This window comes from Asaia bogorensis (genome assembly GCF_900465345.1).
GTDB lineage: Bacteria > Pseudomonadota > Alphaproteobacteria > Acetobacterales > Acetobacteraceae > Asaia > Asaia bogorensis_A.
The window spans coordinates 13,569-30,026 of the sequence record NZ_UEGO01000011.1 but is presented as its reverse complement, the minus strand read 5'-3'; the positions used below and the strand labels follow the sequence as shown (position 1 = coordinate 30,026).

Here is a 16,458-nt window from a genome sequence, read left to right as displayed (position 1 = left end):
TGTGCCCCTGATACTCCACGAGACGCGAGGGAGTACGAAATCATGGACAGGCCATATGAGATTGTCATCATCGGCGGGGGAGCCAGCGCAACCCTGCTTGCGCATGTGCTGAAAAGACGGCACGGACGGAATTGTCTGATCATCGATCCCAGTGCCAACCCTTCTCTCGGGGTGGCCTATGGCACGCGGTGCATCGGCCACTTGCTCAACGTTCCTGCCTGCGGCATGAGCGGACTGGCGGACGAGCCGGATCATTTCGTGCAGTGGCTACACCGACACATTGATCCGGGCATCGCACCCGATGCCTTCATCCCCCGCGCGATTTACGGCCTCTACCTCCAGCACCTGTTTGACGAAAGCGGCGTCGTCTCCGTGCGGGGCAAGGTGGTGGCGTGCCATGCTGTCGCCAGGGGTTTCAGGCTTGTTCTGGCCTCCGGAGAAATCGTCATGGCGCAGCAGGTCGTTCTGGCCCTTGGCAATTTCCCGCCTGCCATGCTGCGTGGCGCACCCCCTGAAGTCATGCGCGACCCGCGTTATCATCATAATGTCTGGGATAGCGGAGCTGGTTACCGCACTGCCGCTGCCGAAGATATGGCCACGAAGGGCCGCCTCACCCCGTTTGCCCCTGAGGCAACATTACTGATGATCGGTAGTGGCCTCACCGCCATCGACATGGTCATGAAGGCGCGCCTCGCCGGACATGCTGGAACGATCCATCTCCTGTCAGGCCATGCAAGCCTGCCGAAGTCTCATAAACCCGGCCAGAAATCCGTCGCGCCTGTTATCAGCGTCGAAAAAGGCGCCGATCAGACAGGCGCCCGTCTCAGCCGGTATGTCCGTGAGTTTCATGCAGCGCTGAGGCAGGGACTGGACTGGCGCAGTGCGATCGACAGCCTGCGTCCCATCACCAATACCTTATGGGCGGCGCTTTCGCAGACAGAACAGGCGCGATTCAATCGTCATCTCAGGCGTCGATGGGATGTAGCGCGTCACCGCATCGCGCCACAGATCGCCGCTTTCCTGCACGATGCCCTGCAGGAGGGCACGCTTGAACTTCACGCCGGCCGTGTCACGCATATCGAGGCGCAGCCTGAAGGCCTGATCGTGACAGCCAGCCATGCCGGGGGCCAGACGCGCTTTCGCGCTGACCATGTGCTGAACTGCACGGGGCCCGATCTCGACTACACACGTGTCGGATCGGCCTTGCTTGAGCAGTTATTTGCCTCGGGGCTCGCCTCGCAAGGCAACCGGGGCGCCGGGCTGGAGACGGGCAATGATGGCAGGCTGATCAACGCCAATGGCGAAAGTCCTCATGCCCTCTACACGCTGGGACCCGCCCGACTGGGAACACTGTTCGAATCCATCGCCATTCCGGAAATCCGCCAGCAGACCTATGATCTCGCCACACGCCTCGCCAGCCCTTCAGCCGTCCAGACACCAGAGGACGCGTCTGCTTCTCCCCGTCATGAAAGCCGTTCCTGATGATTGCCCGCTATACCGACCACGCCGCCAATGAACGCACTTTTCTGGCCTGGGTGCGTACGGCGCTGGCGATGGTCGCCATCGGGTGCATGCTTGCAAAATTTAACATCTTTCTGCGCCTTATCAGCAGCGAGCATCATGCTGCCATGCCGGTCCTGCCGGGGTCCTCAGCGTGGATCGGGGTCGCTACCATCTGTGCCGGGCTTGCCCTTCTGCCTGCCAGCTGGTGGCGGTTTCGCAAGGTCAAGGAAGCCCTGTCAGCGGAAGAACCCCGTGAGATCACGCTCAGTGGACTGGAGGGTCTCTTCTGTCTGCTCCTCTGCGCCCTGATCGGCGCCATTCTGCTCTCGCTGCTTGGCATTCTGCCTTCATGACCCTTGACCAGCTGCGCATCTTTGTGGCGGTCGCAGAACGCGAGCATATGACCCGTGCAGCCGAAGCGCTCTGCCTGACCCAGTCAGCGGTCAGCCATGCCATCATGACGCTGGAACAGACATTCGGCCTCGTCTTTTTCGATCGTATCGGGCGGCGCATACGCCTGACACAAGCAGGCGGGCTCTTTCTGGAGGAAGCCCGTGCAGTTCTCAAACGCGCCGGGGCCGCCCAGCAGCGCATGCGCGCCCTGACAACGCTCGATGAGGGGTCGCTGCATCTCTGGGCCAGCCAGACCATCGCCAGCTACTGGCTGCCCGCTCGTATCAACCGCTTTCATGAACAGCATCCGGCTATCACGCTGGAAGTCACCATCAGCAACACCGAGGATATCTGTCAGCATCTGCTGGATGATACGCTGGCCATGGGGCTGATTGAGGGCGTTGTGACGGACCCCACCCTGACAGCCACATCGGTCGCAACCGATCAGCTTCTGCTCGTGGTCACTCCCGAACACGAATGGGCCCGCCATCCGCCGTGCCCCCAAGACCTTGCCGGTTCAGACTGGATCCTGCGCGAAAAAGGCTCAGGCACCCGTGCCAGCTTTGAAAAAGCGGTGGCAGACTGGGGCGTTGACCGCGTTGCCCTGTCTGTCGTGATGGAGCTGACATCCAACGAGGCAATCGCCAATGCTGTCGCGACCGGCAATGCAGCCACGGTGCTTTCGGCCAGTGTAGTCGCTGGCTTGATCGAGAACGGGCTGCTGCATCATGTCGGCATCAGCTTTCCCGAACGTTGTTTCTCGCTTGTGCGCAACGCCAGAGCGCTTTCCCCCGCAGAGAAAGCGTTTATCGCCTTGCTTTGAACGCTTCGGTTGGCGCAAGGCGGTCGCATAGCCACACCAGCCGGGCCTTTTGTCCCCTTCGTGCGATGACGAGGGCATTCTGACCGAATTGCCGGCCCAGCACACGGGCTTTGTCAGGCGCGAGCGGCACTGCGAAAAACGGCTCCTGCCACTGCCCCAGCACCCCCTTGCCGCAGAGCACCACTGGCGTGAGCCCTGAGCCAGACGAACGCAATGCACGATCGAGTATCGCATGCAAAGCCGTCATGGCGCGCTGATTGTACCGATCAGGCATACGCCTGCCGCCAGGATTACAGGCCCCGATCAGCACAAGGGCCGGAACAGAAAAAGGCCACGGCCTGAGTGTCTGCCCGATACGCAGGGTAAAGGGCGCAATCCGATATGCCGTGTCATGATAGGCACGCAGGATCGCCGGGCCTGGCGGTCTGATCCGTCTCACAGATCCGGATTACGCTCGACAACATCGCGCTCGTTGCGATGAACCCAGGAAGAGAGCAGCAGGCCAAAGCCGAACATCATGGTGAGCATGGCCGAACCGCCATAGGAGATGAGGGGTAGCGGCACGCCACCCACCGGAATAACCCCCATGACCATCGACAGATTGACCGCGCAGTAGAGGAAGAAATCGACCGAGATGCCCAGCGCCAGAAGCCGCCCGAACTGGTTGCGGCTGCGCATGGACATGAGCATCCCCCCGACCACAAGCGTGGCCAGAAGACCAATGACCGACACCGCGCCGACATAGCCCCATTCCTCACCAATCATGGTGAAAATGAAATCGGTCTGTTTCTCCGGCAGGAAGTTCAGCTGCCCCTGCGTCCCGCGCAGATAACCCTCGCCCCACATCCCGCCCGAGCCAAGGGCGATCTTGGACTGGATGATGTTGTAGCCAGCGCCAAGCGGGTCATGCTCAGGATGCAGGAAGGTGTCGATACGGGCCTTCTGGTAGTCATGCAGATGCGCATAGACGAACTTGCCAAGAAACGGCACCGGCGCCACCAGCAGCACGATCTGCCAGAGGCGCATGCCCGCAGCAAAGAACATGGTCGCGCCGATGAGGCCGATGATGACAGCCGTACCCAGATTGGGTTCCTTGAGCACCAGAACCACTGGCAGGAGCGTCAGCAAGGCGGGCGGGATCAATCGAAGCGGATTGCCCATACGCTTGATGTCGATGCGATGAAACCAGCTTGCCAGAGCCAAAACCAGAGCAATCTTGGCGAATTCCGAGGGCTGGAACTGGATACCGGCCAGATTGATCCACCGCTCTGCGCCCTTGCCCACATGGCCCATGCGCAGCACGAGTGTCAGCAGGGTGATGGCCATGAGGTAGATCGGGATGGAGAGCAGACGCAGCACTCTGGGGCTGGTAAGCGCAACCACGATCATCATCACCAGACCGAAGCCGAACCGAACCATCTGCGGGCGTGCGAAAGGCTTGGCCGTGCCGCCTCCGGCTGAATAGAGCGCGAGATAGCCGACCCCGGCCAGAGCGCAGATGAGAAGCACGTAGAGCCAGTTGATCTGGAGAAGCTTGCCCAGAAGCCTGAAACTCGGCTCGGGACGCCACAGGCGTTTCTGCCAGTTCATTACTCGGCGTCCGCGACGGCCTGACCGGGGGCATGGTCATGATTGACCGGGTCGCGCGTGAGCGTGTCGGTCATGATGTCCCGCGCCAGAGGGGCCGCGGCATCGGCACCGCCATTGCCATGCTCGATCACGACGGCGATCGCATAGCGTGGTGCATCATAAGGCGCAAAACAGATGAAAAGCGCATGGGGACGCTCTTCCCAGGGCAGGTTCATCGAGTTGAAGTGACCGCTCTCACGCAGGGCGCGCGAAACGCGTCGTACCTGCGCCGAGCCCGTCTTGCCTGCCATAGCCACATCGGGGATGTTCAGCCGGGCCTTGGGCGCGGTACCCCGTGGTGCGTTGACCACATCGAACATGCCCTGCCGGATAACGGCAAGATGCGTATCGGGAATATCGAGCACAGGCGCGGCATCGAGCGGCGTGTGCTCGGAGTCCTTGTCATTCACCTTGCGCACCAGATGCGGCGTGACATTACGGCCAGAAGCGATGCGCGAGACATAGGTTGCAAGCTCGAGCGGCGTCACCTGCACGAAGCCCTGCCCGATGCCGGCATTGACCGTGTCACCACCATTCCAGTGGAAGCCGTGCTTCTGCCGCCATTCCGGCGTGGGGATCACACCCGCACGTGTATGGGGCAATTCGATATCGAGTTTGGTGCCCAGACCAAATCCGTTGGCCATGGCTTTGATCGGCTCCATGCCGATCTTGCGCGCTGCGAGATAGAAATACACGTCGCAGCTATACATGAGCGCCTGCTGCATGGTGATGCTGCCATGCCCCCAGCGCGACCAGCAATGGAAGCGCACGCCGCCCATATCGTAATAGCCAGGGCAGTTGAACCGGTCCTGCGCGTTGATTTGCCCCGATTGCAGGGCTGCCAGTGCCACGGCAGGCTTGAATGTCGATCCCGGCGGATAGACACCAGCGACTGTCTTGTTGATGAGCGGTGTCCGGACGTTGTTCGTCCACTCGATCCACTGCGCGTGGCTCACGCCTGAATCAAAAAGCGACGGGTCGAATGACGGTGTGCTGACCATGGCCAGCACCTCGCCATTGCGGCAATCCATTACCACAACGCTCGCCGCCTGATCACCAATGCGGTTGAGCACCATCTGCTGCAATCCGGCATCAATGGTCAGGACAACTTCATCGCCCTGCTGGCCGTCCAGGCGGTCCATCTCGCCCATGACACGGCCCTTGGAGTTGACCTCCATCTCCACCGAGCCCGGCTCGCCACGCAACAGCAGATCCTGCGTCTGCTCGATACCCGCGCGCCCTGCCCGCATGCCAGGCAGTGCCATCATGGGACTTGAGGCCACATCACGCTCGTTCGGCGGGGCAACGTAGCCGACGATATGGGCGAGTTGCGGCCCATAGGGATAAAGGCGGGTCGTTCCCACATCGATCAGCACGCCAGGCAGGCTGGGCGCATTCAGTTCGATACGCGCCATGTCGTCCCAGCTCAGGAAGTCCTTGAGCGCTACAGGCACATATTTGCGTATGTGACGCAGATCACGTTCGATACGTGCCTGATCACGATCGTCCAGCGCGATGATCTGGCCGAAACGGGCAATCGTTGCATGGATATCGGTCGTCTCCTCAGGCATGAGGAGGGCGCGCCAGTTGACCTTGTTGCCAGCAAGCTGGATGCCGAAGCGATCGACAATCTGGCCACGCGCCGGGGCAAGCAATCGCTTGCTCGTGCGATTGCGCGCCGCCAGATCGCGCAGATGATCCCCTTCATGCACCTGAAGATCGTAGAGCTTCTTGCCCAGCACGCCGAGCACGCCGGCCTGCGTCGCCAGAACGAGAAGCGCCCTGCGCGTAAAGACACCGCGCGAGGGGGTGATCTCCTCGCGTTTGGCCCGTGTCCGGGAGGGGGGAGTCCGCCTGTTCTTTCTCATCACGCGGCAAGGATCCCGTGCCTGAGACAGGTCACAACATCGCCTTCGCCGGTCGGACGTTCAACACAAGGCACTGCGCTGTAACGGGACGTGATGGTCAAGTCGGGGCCTTCAGGCTTGCTCGGGGTTTGCCACTGTGCGGCGCGCCCAGCCAAACAGGGCGCTCAGGGTCGGATAGATACCAATTGTCACCGCTGCCTGAAAGAGACTCGGTCCCGGAGACAGCAACGTTAACGTCCCGATACACGCGATGATCCATCCAAACAACGACAAAACAAGGGCGAGAGCCCCCAGCAGCGCCCAGCCAAACAGAAAGCTGATGCGGCTCAGACCATAGCGCCACAAATGGGCGACGCCATGAAATACCAGCAGGGAAAACAGGAACACACCCGGCGGCCCGAAGCTCAGCACCTCGCAGATCAACCCGACGCAAAACGTCATGAACGGTGTCATGGACTGCGGACGGTGAGACGACCAGAAGAACACTGTCCCTGCCGCGATGCCGAAACAGAGTTCGCTTTGGCCTGGCAGGCCGAGCCCCGCGGAAAGGATAAGGGCACAGACGACCACGAAAAGCGACGGCATGAGCGCGCGCACAAGACTGTCAGCACGACGCCGCAAGGTCTGACGTGGCGCAATGCCGGGGTGGATATCAGGGGGAAGACGATGCGCCACCATGATGTCAGCCCTGCCCGCGTACCGGTTTCTGGAACGGGATGAACGGCAGCTCCGGAGCGACCGGCATGGGAGGGGTGATACGCACCCTCCCCGGCGCATCGGGGCCATTGTGATCAGCTATCGTGTAATTGAAAACACGCACGATATCCGGATGGTCGAGTGACGCTTCGGGCACAACGACGGGTGAGCCGGGGCGCAGGTAATGGACTGTCCCGACCACCAGGCCACCCGGCATCCCGGCAAAAGCCCCGTGATCACGCCCCTCGGGCGCGGGTTGCTCTCCCGTCACCACACGCTCGCCCTCGACTGGGCGGTTGTCCTGCGCGTAGTAAATCAGCCGCGGATAGAGTGAACCATCCCCTGCCATGATGGCATTACCACGCGATGCCGTGAGCATGACCGGAATACGGCTCGCCTCGTCATTGATCATGAGGATACGGACCGTATGGGCTCCGGTTTCGGTCACACGACCGAGCAGGCCGGACGCATCCAGCGCGACATCACCAGGCACGATTCCATGCCCGTCGCCCACAGCGAGCAGGATAGAGCGACCATACAACCCGCCAGCATCACGAAGGGCATGACCACTGACGAAATTCGGCGCGTTGTCAGGAATCCAGTGGAGACTGGCCTTGAGCTGGGCGTTCTCGTCGGCAAGGGCAACAGCGACGTCGTACCAGCGTCGCAGCTTCTGGTTTTCAGCACGCAAACGCACATTCTCACCAGCGATATCGGCGAGGCCGACAAAGGAGAGACGGAGATGATTCAAGCCGGTGCCAGGTGCCGCCAGAAGTCGATAGGCCGGTGCAAGTCCGTCGGCCAGCTTCATGCGCAGGGAATCAACAACCGGGCGTCGGGTCAGACCAAGCATGATCAGCCCAACCGCCAGGATGAAGAAAAACGGCAGCATCAGTTTCGCGAGTGCGTGTCGTCCCTGTATCGACAGCATCGACGGGATGCTCCCTGACTATCAGTACATCGAGATGAGGACGTTCCGCAGACGACGCATTTCCTCAAGGGCACGGCCTGTGCCGAGAGCCACGCAGGAAAGCGGTGACTCGCCAACGGTGACCGGAAGTCCTGTCGCATTGCGCAGGACATCATCCAGACGATAGAGCAATGCTCCACCCCCTGTCAGCACAATACCCTTGTCAACAATATCGGCTGCCAGTTCCGGCGGGGTATTTTCGAGCGCCATCGTCACGGCGTCGACGATCTGCATGACCGGCTCGGAAAGGCTCTCGGCTACCTGGGCCTGGCTCACCAGAACCTCACGCGGCACGCCATTGATGAGATCGCGCCCCTTAACTTCCTTCACCGGGCCCGGATCGCGCGGATCATCAGGCAGGCATGCCGAGCCGATTTCGATCTTCAGACGCTCGGCCGAACTCTCGCCAATCAGCAGATTGAATGTCTTACGGATATAGGAAATGATCGCGTCGTCCATCTTGTCGCCGCCCACACGCACTGAGCGCGCATAGACAATGCCACCAAGAGAGATCACAGCGACTTCAGTCGTACCGCCGCCAATATCGACAATCATGCTACCCGAGGGTTCAGTCACTGGCAGGCCTGCACCGATGGCAGCCGCCATGGGCTCTTCGATCAGCATGACCTTGCGTGCGCCGGCGCTCTCGGCACTTTCCTGAATGGCGCGACGCTCGACCGCTGTTGAACCAGACGGCACACAGACAATGATCTGAGGGCTCGCAAAAGCGCGGCGATTGTGAACCTTGCGGATGAAATGCTTGATCATTTCCTCCGCCACTTCGAAATCCGCAATCACGCCGTCGCGCAACGGGCGAATGGCTGTGATATTGCCGGGCGTGCGCCCGACCATCAGCTTGGCTTCCTCGCCCACCGCCAAAACCTGCTTCTTGCCACGCACCTCGGCGATGGCAACGACGGACGGTTCGTCAAGGACGATGCCGCGTCCCTTTACATAAACGAGAGTATTGGCGGTGCCGAGGTCAATTGCCATGTCTGCCGACATGAGACCCAGCAGACGTGAGAACATTCAAGCCTCCTGGCCGAAAAGGTTTTGCGCGCATGGGTCGTGCCCTGCCCTCACCTCGCCTGCATGATTACCCGGTCAGGAAGAGTGGGGCCTTGGCGCGCTGAAGTCATGACGCGAGATATTCTGGCGGGTGGCTTACCGGGGCACAGTGTGAGGGGCAAGAGGAGATCAGGGAAAATTGCAGTTTAATGAATATAAACGTTTCGTCAGCCACGGTTTATCGCGCGAGTTACGTTCAGTTACAAACTGTCCCAGCTTGGCCATGAAGCGGACATGCTGCCAACGCGGATCGGGTGCCTGTTTGTGCCTGACATGTTCACGACTGAGTGGCCCGTGGAAACCCGGGAAAAACCTCCCCGTTCTAGACGTGTCAAATTAACGAACTAGGATTCAAGCACCATGACCACGCCTTTCTCTTTGCTCCGCCCGCGCAAGCTGCTGGCTGCCTCGGCCTGCCTCGGATTGCTGGGTCTGAGCGCTTGCGGCAACCCTTATGATCCCGGCGCACGCGCTGGTTCCGGTGCCCTGATCGGTGCTGGTGGTGGCGCCGCCATTGGTGCGCTGGCCGGTGGTGGCCGTGGTGCCGCCATTGGCGCCCTTGCTGGCGGTGCCCTGGGTGCTGCCGGCGGTGCCGCAACCACCCCCAACCGCCCGCGTTCCGGTTACTGATCTCTTACCCGCTGAAAGCGTGTCATGATACTTGCTTACCCGCCCCGCCCCTCACGCCGCAAAGGGCCACTGGCCATTCTGGGTATGGCGGGTTTTTGTACCCTGCTCAGTGCCTGCGGCAGCCCCTATGATCCAGGCTCGCGCGCTGGTTCGGGTGCCCTGATTGGCGGTGGCGCCGGGGCTGCGATCGGCGCCCTTGCGGGTGGCGGACGCGGAGCAGCTATCGGTGCACTTGCAGGCGGATTGGTCGGCGCGGCTGGTGGCGCGGCCACCACACCGAACCGGCCCGGCGGTAACTACGCCCAAAGCGGGTATTACAACCAGGGCGGTTATTCCAACCAGGCCCCGCCCCAACAGGGCTATCAGCAGCCCTATTACAATAATGGCCAGAACGGCTATGCCGCGCCGGCCTATCCTACCCAGCCCCAGGCTGCGTATCCGGCCCAGCAAGGTTATCCAGCCTATAACCAGGGTTACGGATACTAGTCGAAACGGCTTCACCGTTTTGAACACCACACGGAAAACGCCCCGTAGCGATGCCGCTTCGGGGCGTTTTCTTTTATCCCGGGCCGTTACTGCTCTCATAAGCGGGCGCAAGTTCATGACGGCCTCATGGTGCCATGAAAAAACCCCGGCAGCCTGAGGCCGCCGGGGCTTGAAAACATCGATCTGCCGCCTGATCAGGCGTTAAGCGCCTCAGGCTCGCTTCGGGCACGCTTAACCAGCAGCTTGTTCAGCGCATGAACATAGGCACGCACTGCGGAAACGATCGTGTCGGCATCAGCGCCCTGACCATCCACCATCTTGCCACCCTCCTGCAGACGGACAGTCGTCTTGGCCTGAGCATCCGTGCCCTCGGTCACGGCGCCGACAGAGAACAGCGCCAGCTCGGCCTCATGCGGGAAGATCTCGCCAATGGCCTTGAAGGCAGCATCGACAGGACCGTTGCCGCTGACCTTTGCCGTGCGCACAACGCCATCCACGAGCAATTCGAGCGCTGCTTCGGCCGGACGCTTCGAACCAGCCGTCAGTTCCAGCGCGACAAAGCGGATACGGTCGTGATCACGGGTTTCGTCATCGACCAGGGCGCGGATATCGTCGTCGAATACGGTCTTTTTCTGATCCGCCAGAACCTTGAAGCGCTCGAACGCATCCTGGATCTTCTCATCCGGCAGGTCATAGCCCAGCGCCTTGAGCTTGTCGCGGAAGGCGGCCCGGCCCGAATGCTTGCCCAGAACGAGCGATGTCTTGCTCCAGCCCACGCTTTCCGGCGTCATGATCTCGTAGGTCGCTGCGTTCTTCAGGATGCCATCCTGATGGATACCGCTCTCATGAGCAAAGGCATTACGTCCGACAATCGCCTTGTTGGGCTGCACATCAAAGCCGGTGATATTGGCCAACAAGCGCGAGATTCCCAGCAGACGCGGCGTTTCAATACGGTTCTGGAAGGGAATCTTGTCACGGCGCGTGCGGATCGCCATGACAATCTCTTCGAGCGCCGCATTGCCGGCACGCTCGCCAATACCGTTGATCGTGCACTCGATCTGGCGGGCGCCACCCGCGACTGCTGCCAGCGTATTGGCGACACCCAAACCCAGATCGTTGTGGTTATGGGTCGAGAAAATCACCTTTTCCGCACCCGGCACGCGCTCACGCAGCATGGTGAAAATAGCCTGCAATTCATCCGGCGTGGTGAAGCCAACCGTGTCAGGAATATTGATGGTCGTCGCGCCATGACGGATCGCCATTTCCACGCAACGGCACAGGAAATCCGGCTCGGTGCGTGAACCATCCTCAGCCGACCACTGCACGTCATCCGTGAAGTGGCGCGACGCCTTGTTGCCCTCGGCAATCAGCTCCAGAACCGTCTCTGGCTCCATGCGAAGCTTGTACTTCATGTGCAGCGGCGAGGTAGAAATGAAGTTGTGAATTCGACGACGCGGCGCCTTGGCAATGGCCTCGCCTGCGGCCTCGATGTCCCGCTTGCCACCGCTTCGGGCCAGACCACACACCACGGCCTCGCGGACCGTCTCGGCAATCATCTGCACGCTCTCAAAATCGCCGGGCGACGCAACCGGGAACCCGGCCTCGATCACATCGACACCGAGCTCCTCAAGAGCCTTCGCCATACGGATCTTCTCTTCCAGATTCATCGAGAAGCCGGGCGATTGCTCGCCATCACGCAGGGTGGTGTCAAAAATGATGACGCGGTCGTCAGCAACCGTGCCGAAAGAAGGATGGATGATGGTCATGGCTTTGTCTTTTCGTGGCTTTGAACAACAGGATCGTAACCCCTGAACGCGCCGGTCGAACCGGCCGCAAAATGCGCTCAGGGGCAGATAAGTCGAAGCGTACGAAGAAGGAGGCCCGGGCACAGATCGGCGCGTGCTGCTGCACGGGATCCTATGCTTGAAAGGGGCGCCAGAATGTTCATGACGCCCTTCCTACTGTAAAAGACCAGCTCTTGCCTAGCGCAGTCGCATCATTTTCTAGCCCGAATGCGCAATATTCATGCCAGATCCGGCGAAATAGCGATCGATTGCCGCGCTCATGGCGGTCGCCACCTGCTTGCGATAGCCTCCCTGCCTCAGGGCCGCCTCGTCATGCCGATTGGACATGAAACCCATTTCGACCAGCACAGAGGGAATATCGGCCGACTTGAGCACGACAAAAGCCGCATGACGCGCGGGATGGCGCAGCAGGCCGATACGCGGCTGAAAGGCTGATACGACACTGGCGGCCATATGCGCCGACCCCCGCCTCGTCTCCTCGTTCACTAAACTGGCGAGAATGGCCTGCACCTCGGAGGACATGCCGTGAAACGCCGGGCCAGCAAACCGGTCGGCGCTGTTCTCGGTCTGGGCGAGCGAGGCGGTCTGCGCGTCTGATGCTCCGTTGGAGAGCGTATAGACGCTGGCGCCCCTTACCTCCGGGTCATGCAGGGCATCGGCATGCATGGAAATGAAAAGCTGCGCCTTGTGGCGGTGCGCAAGATCCACGCGCCCCTCGAGCGGAATGAAATGATCGTCCGCTCGCGTCATCACGACATCATAGCGTCCGGCACTTCTGATCTGATGATAGAGTTCCTGCGCTGCGGCCGCGGCAATGTGTTTCTCATAGGTGCCGCTCACACCGATCGCCCCTGGGTCTTTGCCTCCATGACCGGGGTCGAGCATGATCACAGGGCGCGGTGGTGCGGCCTTGCCTACCAGCGCAGGCGCCTTGCCGCTGGCGTGCGGCGTCAGATGATGGCTACCCGCCCCCTGCGCTGCGTGATGGGCTGCCCGGTGGCCTTCCGCACGCGCAGCGCGCACACCGAGCAGCGTACCTGTGGCCAGCGAGCCCCCCAGAAGTCTCGTCACCTTGCGGCGGGTCGGATCGAAAACAGGCATAGGCGGCCCCGGTGATGAGAGATGACAGCGCATCTTCTGATCAAAAAATAAGGTGTCAACAAGGCGATGGCGGCCATCTTGCATAGCACGGCATTTTCCGTCATCCTGTGGGAGAAGGATCACGATACGGTCGATCCGGCGCCAGGACAGAGCCCCGTCTAGAGGGGTATTTTCCGAGCGCCGCTCCCGTTTTCTGGCATGCTTCGCGCGTCATCATGGTTTGCAAGAGCCCCCTCCCTCCCGCAGGCACAGCCGCGGGACGACAAGAGAGGTCAGTCTTCCAGGCCTGGGCGCAGATGACAACTCGCAGGGGCCGCATGAAATCTGCCAGTCTCGTTTTGTGGAAAACTACCGGAGCAGGCATCGACCTGTGTCCGACGCTGTTCCGCGAGCGCTGGTCTGATGGCTCTTTCTCACAAACCACGCCTCGACATTCTGCCGCGCGCGCCGGAAACGCCACTGTGTCTGCACAGGGTTCGATACCGGCCGTGACAAGGGCTGACCGGAGTCTCCTTATTTATGAACAAGCGTATGCTGATCGACACCACACACGCGGAAGAAACCCGCGTTGTGGTCATGGATGGTGATCGTCTCGAAGATTATGATATCGAAACATCATCAAAAAAGCAGATCAAGGGTAACATCTACCTCGCCAAGGTCATTCGTGTAGAGCCCAGCCTTCAGGCTGCTTTTGTCGATTACGGCGGCAACCGTCACGGCTTCCTTGCCTTCAGCGAAATCCACCCGGATTATTTCCAGATCCCGGTTGCCGACCGCGAAAAGCTTCTCGCCCTTCAGGACGAAGATCTCCGCGCCGATGAGCGCGTCGAGACCGAGAACGAAGGCGCCGAGACCACTGCGGACGCGGAACAGGCCGAGCAGGCAGAACAGCCTGATTTCGAAGCCCGCCCTGAGACTGTTGGTGGTGAGCATGACACGGGTGACGAGGGTGCAGCCGCCCGTCGCACGGCCCGCTTCCTGCGTAACTACAAGATCCAGGAAGTCATTCGCCGTCGCCAGATCCTGCTCGTTCAGGTCGTCAAGGAAGAACGCGGCAACAAGGGTGCGGCTCTGACCACCTATGTTTCTCTGGCAGGACGTTATTGCGTGCTGATGCCCAATGCCCTGCGCGGCGGCGGCGTATCGCGCAAGATCACATCCGACAGCGATCGCAAGCGCCTGCGCGACATCATTGCCGAGCTCGACCTGCCGCGCGGCATGGCCATGATCGTGCGCACCGCTGGTGCGCAGCGTCCGGGGCCCGAAATCACGCGTGACTGCGAATATCTGCTTCAGCTCTGGGACGATATCCGCAACCACACGCTGTCATCGGTCGCCCCGACACTGATTTATGAAGAAGCCAATCTGATCAAGCGCGCCATTCGCGACCTGTTCAGCAAGGACATCGAAGAAATCATCATTGATGGTGAGCCGGCCTGGAAGAATGCGCGCGAATTCATGCGTCTTCTGATGCCGCATAACGCCAACAAGGTGAAACTCTGGCGCGACCAGAGCCAGAGCCTGTTCGGTCGCTACCACGTGGAAGGCCATCTGGACGCGATCTTCTCGCCCACGGCCCAGCTGAAATCGGGTGGCTATCTGGTGATCAACCAGACCGAAGCCCTCGTCTCGATCGACGTGAACTCCGGCCGTTCGACCGGTCAGCGCAATATCGAGGATACGGCAGTCCGCACGAACCTCGAAGCCGCTGAGGAAGTCGCCCGTCAGCTTCGTCTGCGCGACCTTGCCGGGCTTGTCGTGATCGACTTCATCGACATGGAAAGCCGCAAGCATAATGCGATGGTCGAGAAGCGCCTGAAGGATGCCCTGCGTTCTGACCGCGCACGCATCCAGATTGGCCAGATCTCGCATTTCGGCCTGCTGGAAATGTCCCGCCAGCGTCTGCGCCCGTCGATCTCGGAAGCCGTTCTGGTTCCCTGCCCCCATTGTCAGGGCACAGGCCATGTGCGTGGCATTGAAAGCGCCGCCCTGCACGTGCTGCGCGCCCTGGACGAGGAAGGGCTGAAGCAGAAAGCCGCCGAGATCAGTGTCCACATCACGTCGGGCATCGCGCTCTACATCCTCAACAACAAGCGTGACTGGCTTGGCGAGATCGAACAGCGCCACCGCATGCGCGTGTCGTTCCAGCCGGATGACAGCCTGACCCCGGCCGATCTGCGTATCGAACGCCTGCGCCCGCAGGTTCCCGCCGAGCAGCGCGCGCCGCAGCCCGAGCGTCATGAGTCTGTAGCGACCCCTGCCGCACCTGCCTCCATCGTTGTGGAAGAGGAGTCCGATCTGGGCGCGGTTTCGGCCGAGGAAAGCCGTGACGAAGCACCGCGCGAGGAAAACAGCCGTGAAGATGGCGGTCGCCGTCGCCGTCGCCGTCGTCGTCGCAATGGCCGACGCTCGGATGAGTCGCGCGACATGCCGCAGGCAGTCGAGGCCGATGTCTCTGATGAAGCAGAGGACGAAGAAGGCACGGCACCTGAGCAGGACGTTGCGGCATCGCACGACGATCAGGCAGCTGGCGACAGCGAAGCCCTGATGGTTCCCGGTCGTCGTCGCATGCGGACGCGTCGTGTCTCCCGTGAGGAACGCGGCCAGACCGAAGCACCGCGCGAAGCCCGTGCCCAGGAGCCCCGCAAGGCCGAGACACGTGATAACGCGGACCGCAACGGTGAGCGCAATGGCGCCAAGCGTGGCAACGAGGATCGTCGTCGCAACCAGCCGGAAAACCGCTGGAATGGCCCTACCCCGGCCGATCCCTTCGGTGGCGCCTCGTTCGACATCTTCGATATGATCGAACAGGCAGAATCCCGTCTGGGCGCACCATCTGCGCGCAATGACGAGCCGAAGCCCACTCTGGCAGGTAGCGCGGCCGACATTGACGCGGAATCTGCAAGGGCTGAAAGCGCTGCTTCGGCCGTCAACCTCTCGGCAGAAGCGCCCGCTGAAACGGCTGCAAGCCGCGTTCGCGAGGGTGATGAGGCTGGTGCCCGCAAGGGGCGTGGCCGTCCGCGTCGTCGTCCGGTGGCTGCCGAGCAGGCCGAACCTGCGCCGACTGCGCCGGTGGAATCGGACTCAGCCTCCGTGGCTGAGCCGGTCGCTGTGGCAGGGGCCGATCAGGACAAGCCCGCAGCCCGTCGTCGCGGCCGCCCTCGCAAGGCACCAGCTGCAGCTGCCCTGCCTGAAGGGGATGCTGTTGATGCAGAACCCGCAGAAGCAACCGCCGATGCGCCCAAGCCACGCCGTGGCCGCACGCCGCGCAAGGCAGCTGCGAGCGACGTTGAGGCTGACAGCGCGGTGAAGGCAGAGGAACAGGCTGCGAAGGCGCCCGCCAAGACCTCGGCCCGCCGTGGCAAGGCCAAGTCCGATGATGCGGCACCGGTCGTGCAGCCTATCAATGTCGATGAGGTTGCTCCCGCCAAGCCCCGTACGGGTTGGTGGAAGCGGTAACCGCAACAGACTTCATTGTTGAAGCAG

At 61.3% G+C, this 16,458-nt stretch carries 14 protein-coding genes; 6 read left to right on the top strand and 8 right to left on the bottom strand.

Going from position 1 to position 16,458, the window contains the following annotated elements; translation table 11 throughout:
• The first annotated feature begins 42 nt into the window (after window positions 1-42).
• Genes ED655_RS05185 through ED655_RS05175 form a run of 3 tightly spaced genes read left to right on the top strand, consistent with a single transcriptional unit; the run spans window position 43 to window position 2,719 of the window.
• Window positions 43-1,482, top strand: coding sequence for an FAD/NAD(P)-binding protein (locus tag ED655_RS05185; RefSeq protein WP_122049269.1), 1,440 nt, complete (start codon window positions 43-45; stop codon window positions 1,480-1,482).
• A complete protein-coding gene (locus ED655_RS05180; RefSeq protein WP_122049268.1) occupies window positions 1,482-1,856 on the top strand; it encodes a YidH family protein in 375 nt (124 codons plus the stop codon). Before ED655_RS05185 ends, ED655_RS05180 begins: the two co-directional genes overlap by 1 nt.
• On the top strand, window positions 1,853-2,719 hold the full coding sequence (locus ED655_RS05175; RefSeq protein WP_122049267.1) for a LysR family transcriptional regulator: 867 nt from the start codon (window positions 1,853-1,855) through the stop codon (window positions 2,717-2,719). Before ED655_RS05180 ends, ED655_RS05175 begins: the two co-directional genes overlap by 4 nt.
• Here the strand turns inward: ED655_RS05175 and ED655_RS05170 are convergent.
• From ED655_RS05170 to ED655_RS05145, 6 genes are all read right to left on the bottom strand, one after another.
• Entirely contained in the window at window positions 2,703-3,158 is a 456-nt protein-coding gene (locus ED655_RS05170; RefSeq protein WP_122049266.1) for a DUF3293 domain-containing protein, read from the bottom strand. The genes ED655_RS05175 and ED655_RS05170 overlap by 17 nt on opposite strands.
• A complete protein-coding gene (gene rodA / locus ED655_RS05165) occupies window positions 3,155-4,309 on the bottom strand; it encodes a rod shape-determining protein RodA (RefSeq protein WP_023978670.1) in 1,155 nt (384 codons plus the stop codon). The genes ED655_RS05170 and rodA overlap by 4 nt, the downstream gene beginning before the upstream one ends.
• Window positions 4,309-6,219: a penicillin-binding protein 2 gene (gene mrdA, locus ED655_RS05160; protein ID WP_408735646.1), complete on the bottom strand. Its 1,911-nt coding sequence runs from the start codon at window positions 6,217-6,219 to the stop codon at window positions 4,309-4,311. Before mrdA ends, rodA begins: the two co-directional genes overlap by 1 nt.
• 108 nt (window positions 6,220-6,327) lie before the next feature.
• Window positions 6,328-6,894, bottom strand: coding sequence for a hypothetical protein (locus ED655_RS05155; RefSeq protein WP_122049264.1), 567 nt, complete (start codon window positions 6,892-6,894; stop codon window positions 6,328-6,330).
• A gap of 4 nt (window positions 6,895-6,898) precedes the next feature.
• Window positions 6,899-7,843 carry a rod shape-determining protein MreC gene (locus tag ED655_RS05150; protein ID WP_122049263.1) on the bottom strand — a complete coding sequence of 315 codons (945 nt, stop codon included), beginning with the start codon at window positions 7,841-7,843 and terminating at the stop codon, window positions 6,899-6,901.
• Window positions 7,844-7,864: 21 nt separating this feature from the next.
• A complete protein-coding gene (locus ED655_RS05145; RefSeq protein WP_122039080.1) occupies window positions 7,865-8,911 on the bottom strand; it encodes a rod shape-determining protein in 1,047 nt (348 codons plus the stop codon).
• A 399-nt stretch (window positions 8,912-9,310) separates the two neighbouring features.
• Here ED655_RS05145 and ED655_RS05140 point away from each other — a divergent pair, with 399 nt between their 5' ends.
• On the top strand, window positions 9,311-9,580 hold the full coding sequence (locus tag ED655_RS05140; RefSeq protein ID WP_122049262.1) for a hypothetical protein: 270 nt from the start codon (window positions 9,311-9,313) through the stop codon (window positions 9,578-9,580).
• Between the two features lie 24 nt (window positions 9,581-9,604).
• Entirely contained in the window at window positions 9,605-10,066 is a 462-nt protein-coding gene (locus ED655_RS15820) for a hypothetical protein (protein WP_240993510.1), read from the top strand.
• Between the two features lie 194 nt (window positions 10,067-10,260).
• On the opposite strand, the gene ED655_RS05130 is transcribed toward ED655_RS15820, so the two are convergent.
• Together ED655_RS05130 and ED655_RS05125 are read right to left on the bottom strand one after the other, a co-directional pair.
• Window positions 10,261-11,832 (bottom strand): 2-isopropylmalate synthase, encoded by a 1,572-nt coding sequence (locus tag ED655_RS05130; RefSeq protein ID WP_122049261.1) that lies wholly within the window; start codon window positions 11,830-11,832, stop codon window positions 10,261-10,263.
• A gap of 237 nt (window positions 11,833-12,069) precedes the next feature.
• Window positions 12,070-12,972, bottom strand: a complete 903-nt coding sequence (locus tag ED655_RS05125; RefSeq protein ID WP_122049335.1) for an N-acetylmuramoyl-L-alanine amidase family protein — start codon at window positions 12,970-12,972, stop codon at window positions 12,070-12,072.
• Window positions 12,973-13,491: 519 nt separating this feature from the next.
• Between ED655_RS05125 and ED655_RS05120 the strand changes: the two genes are divergently transcribed.
• Window positions 13,492-16,431 (top strand): Rne/Rng family ribonuclease, encoded by a 2,940-nt coding sequence (locus ED655_RS05120; RefSeq protein WP_122049260.1) that lies wholly within the window; start codon window positions 13,492-13,494, stop codon window positions 16,429-16,431.
• Window positions 16,432-16,458 lie beyond the last annotated feature (27 nt).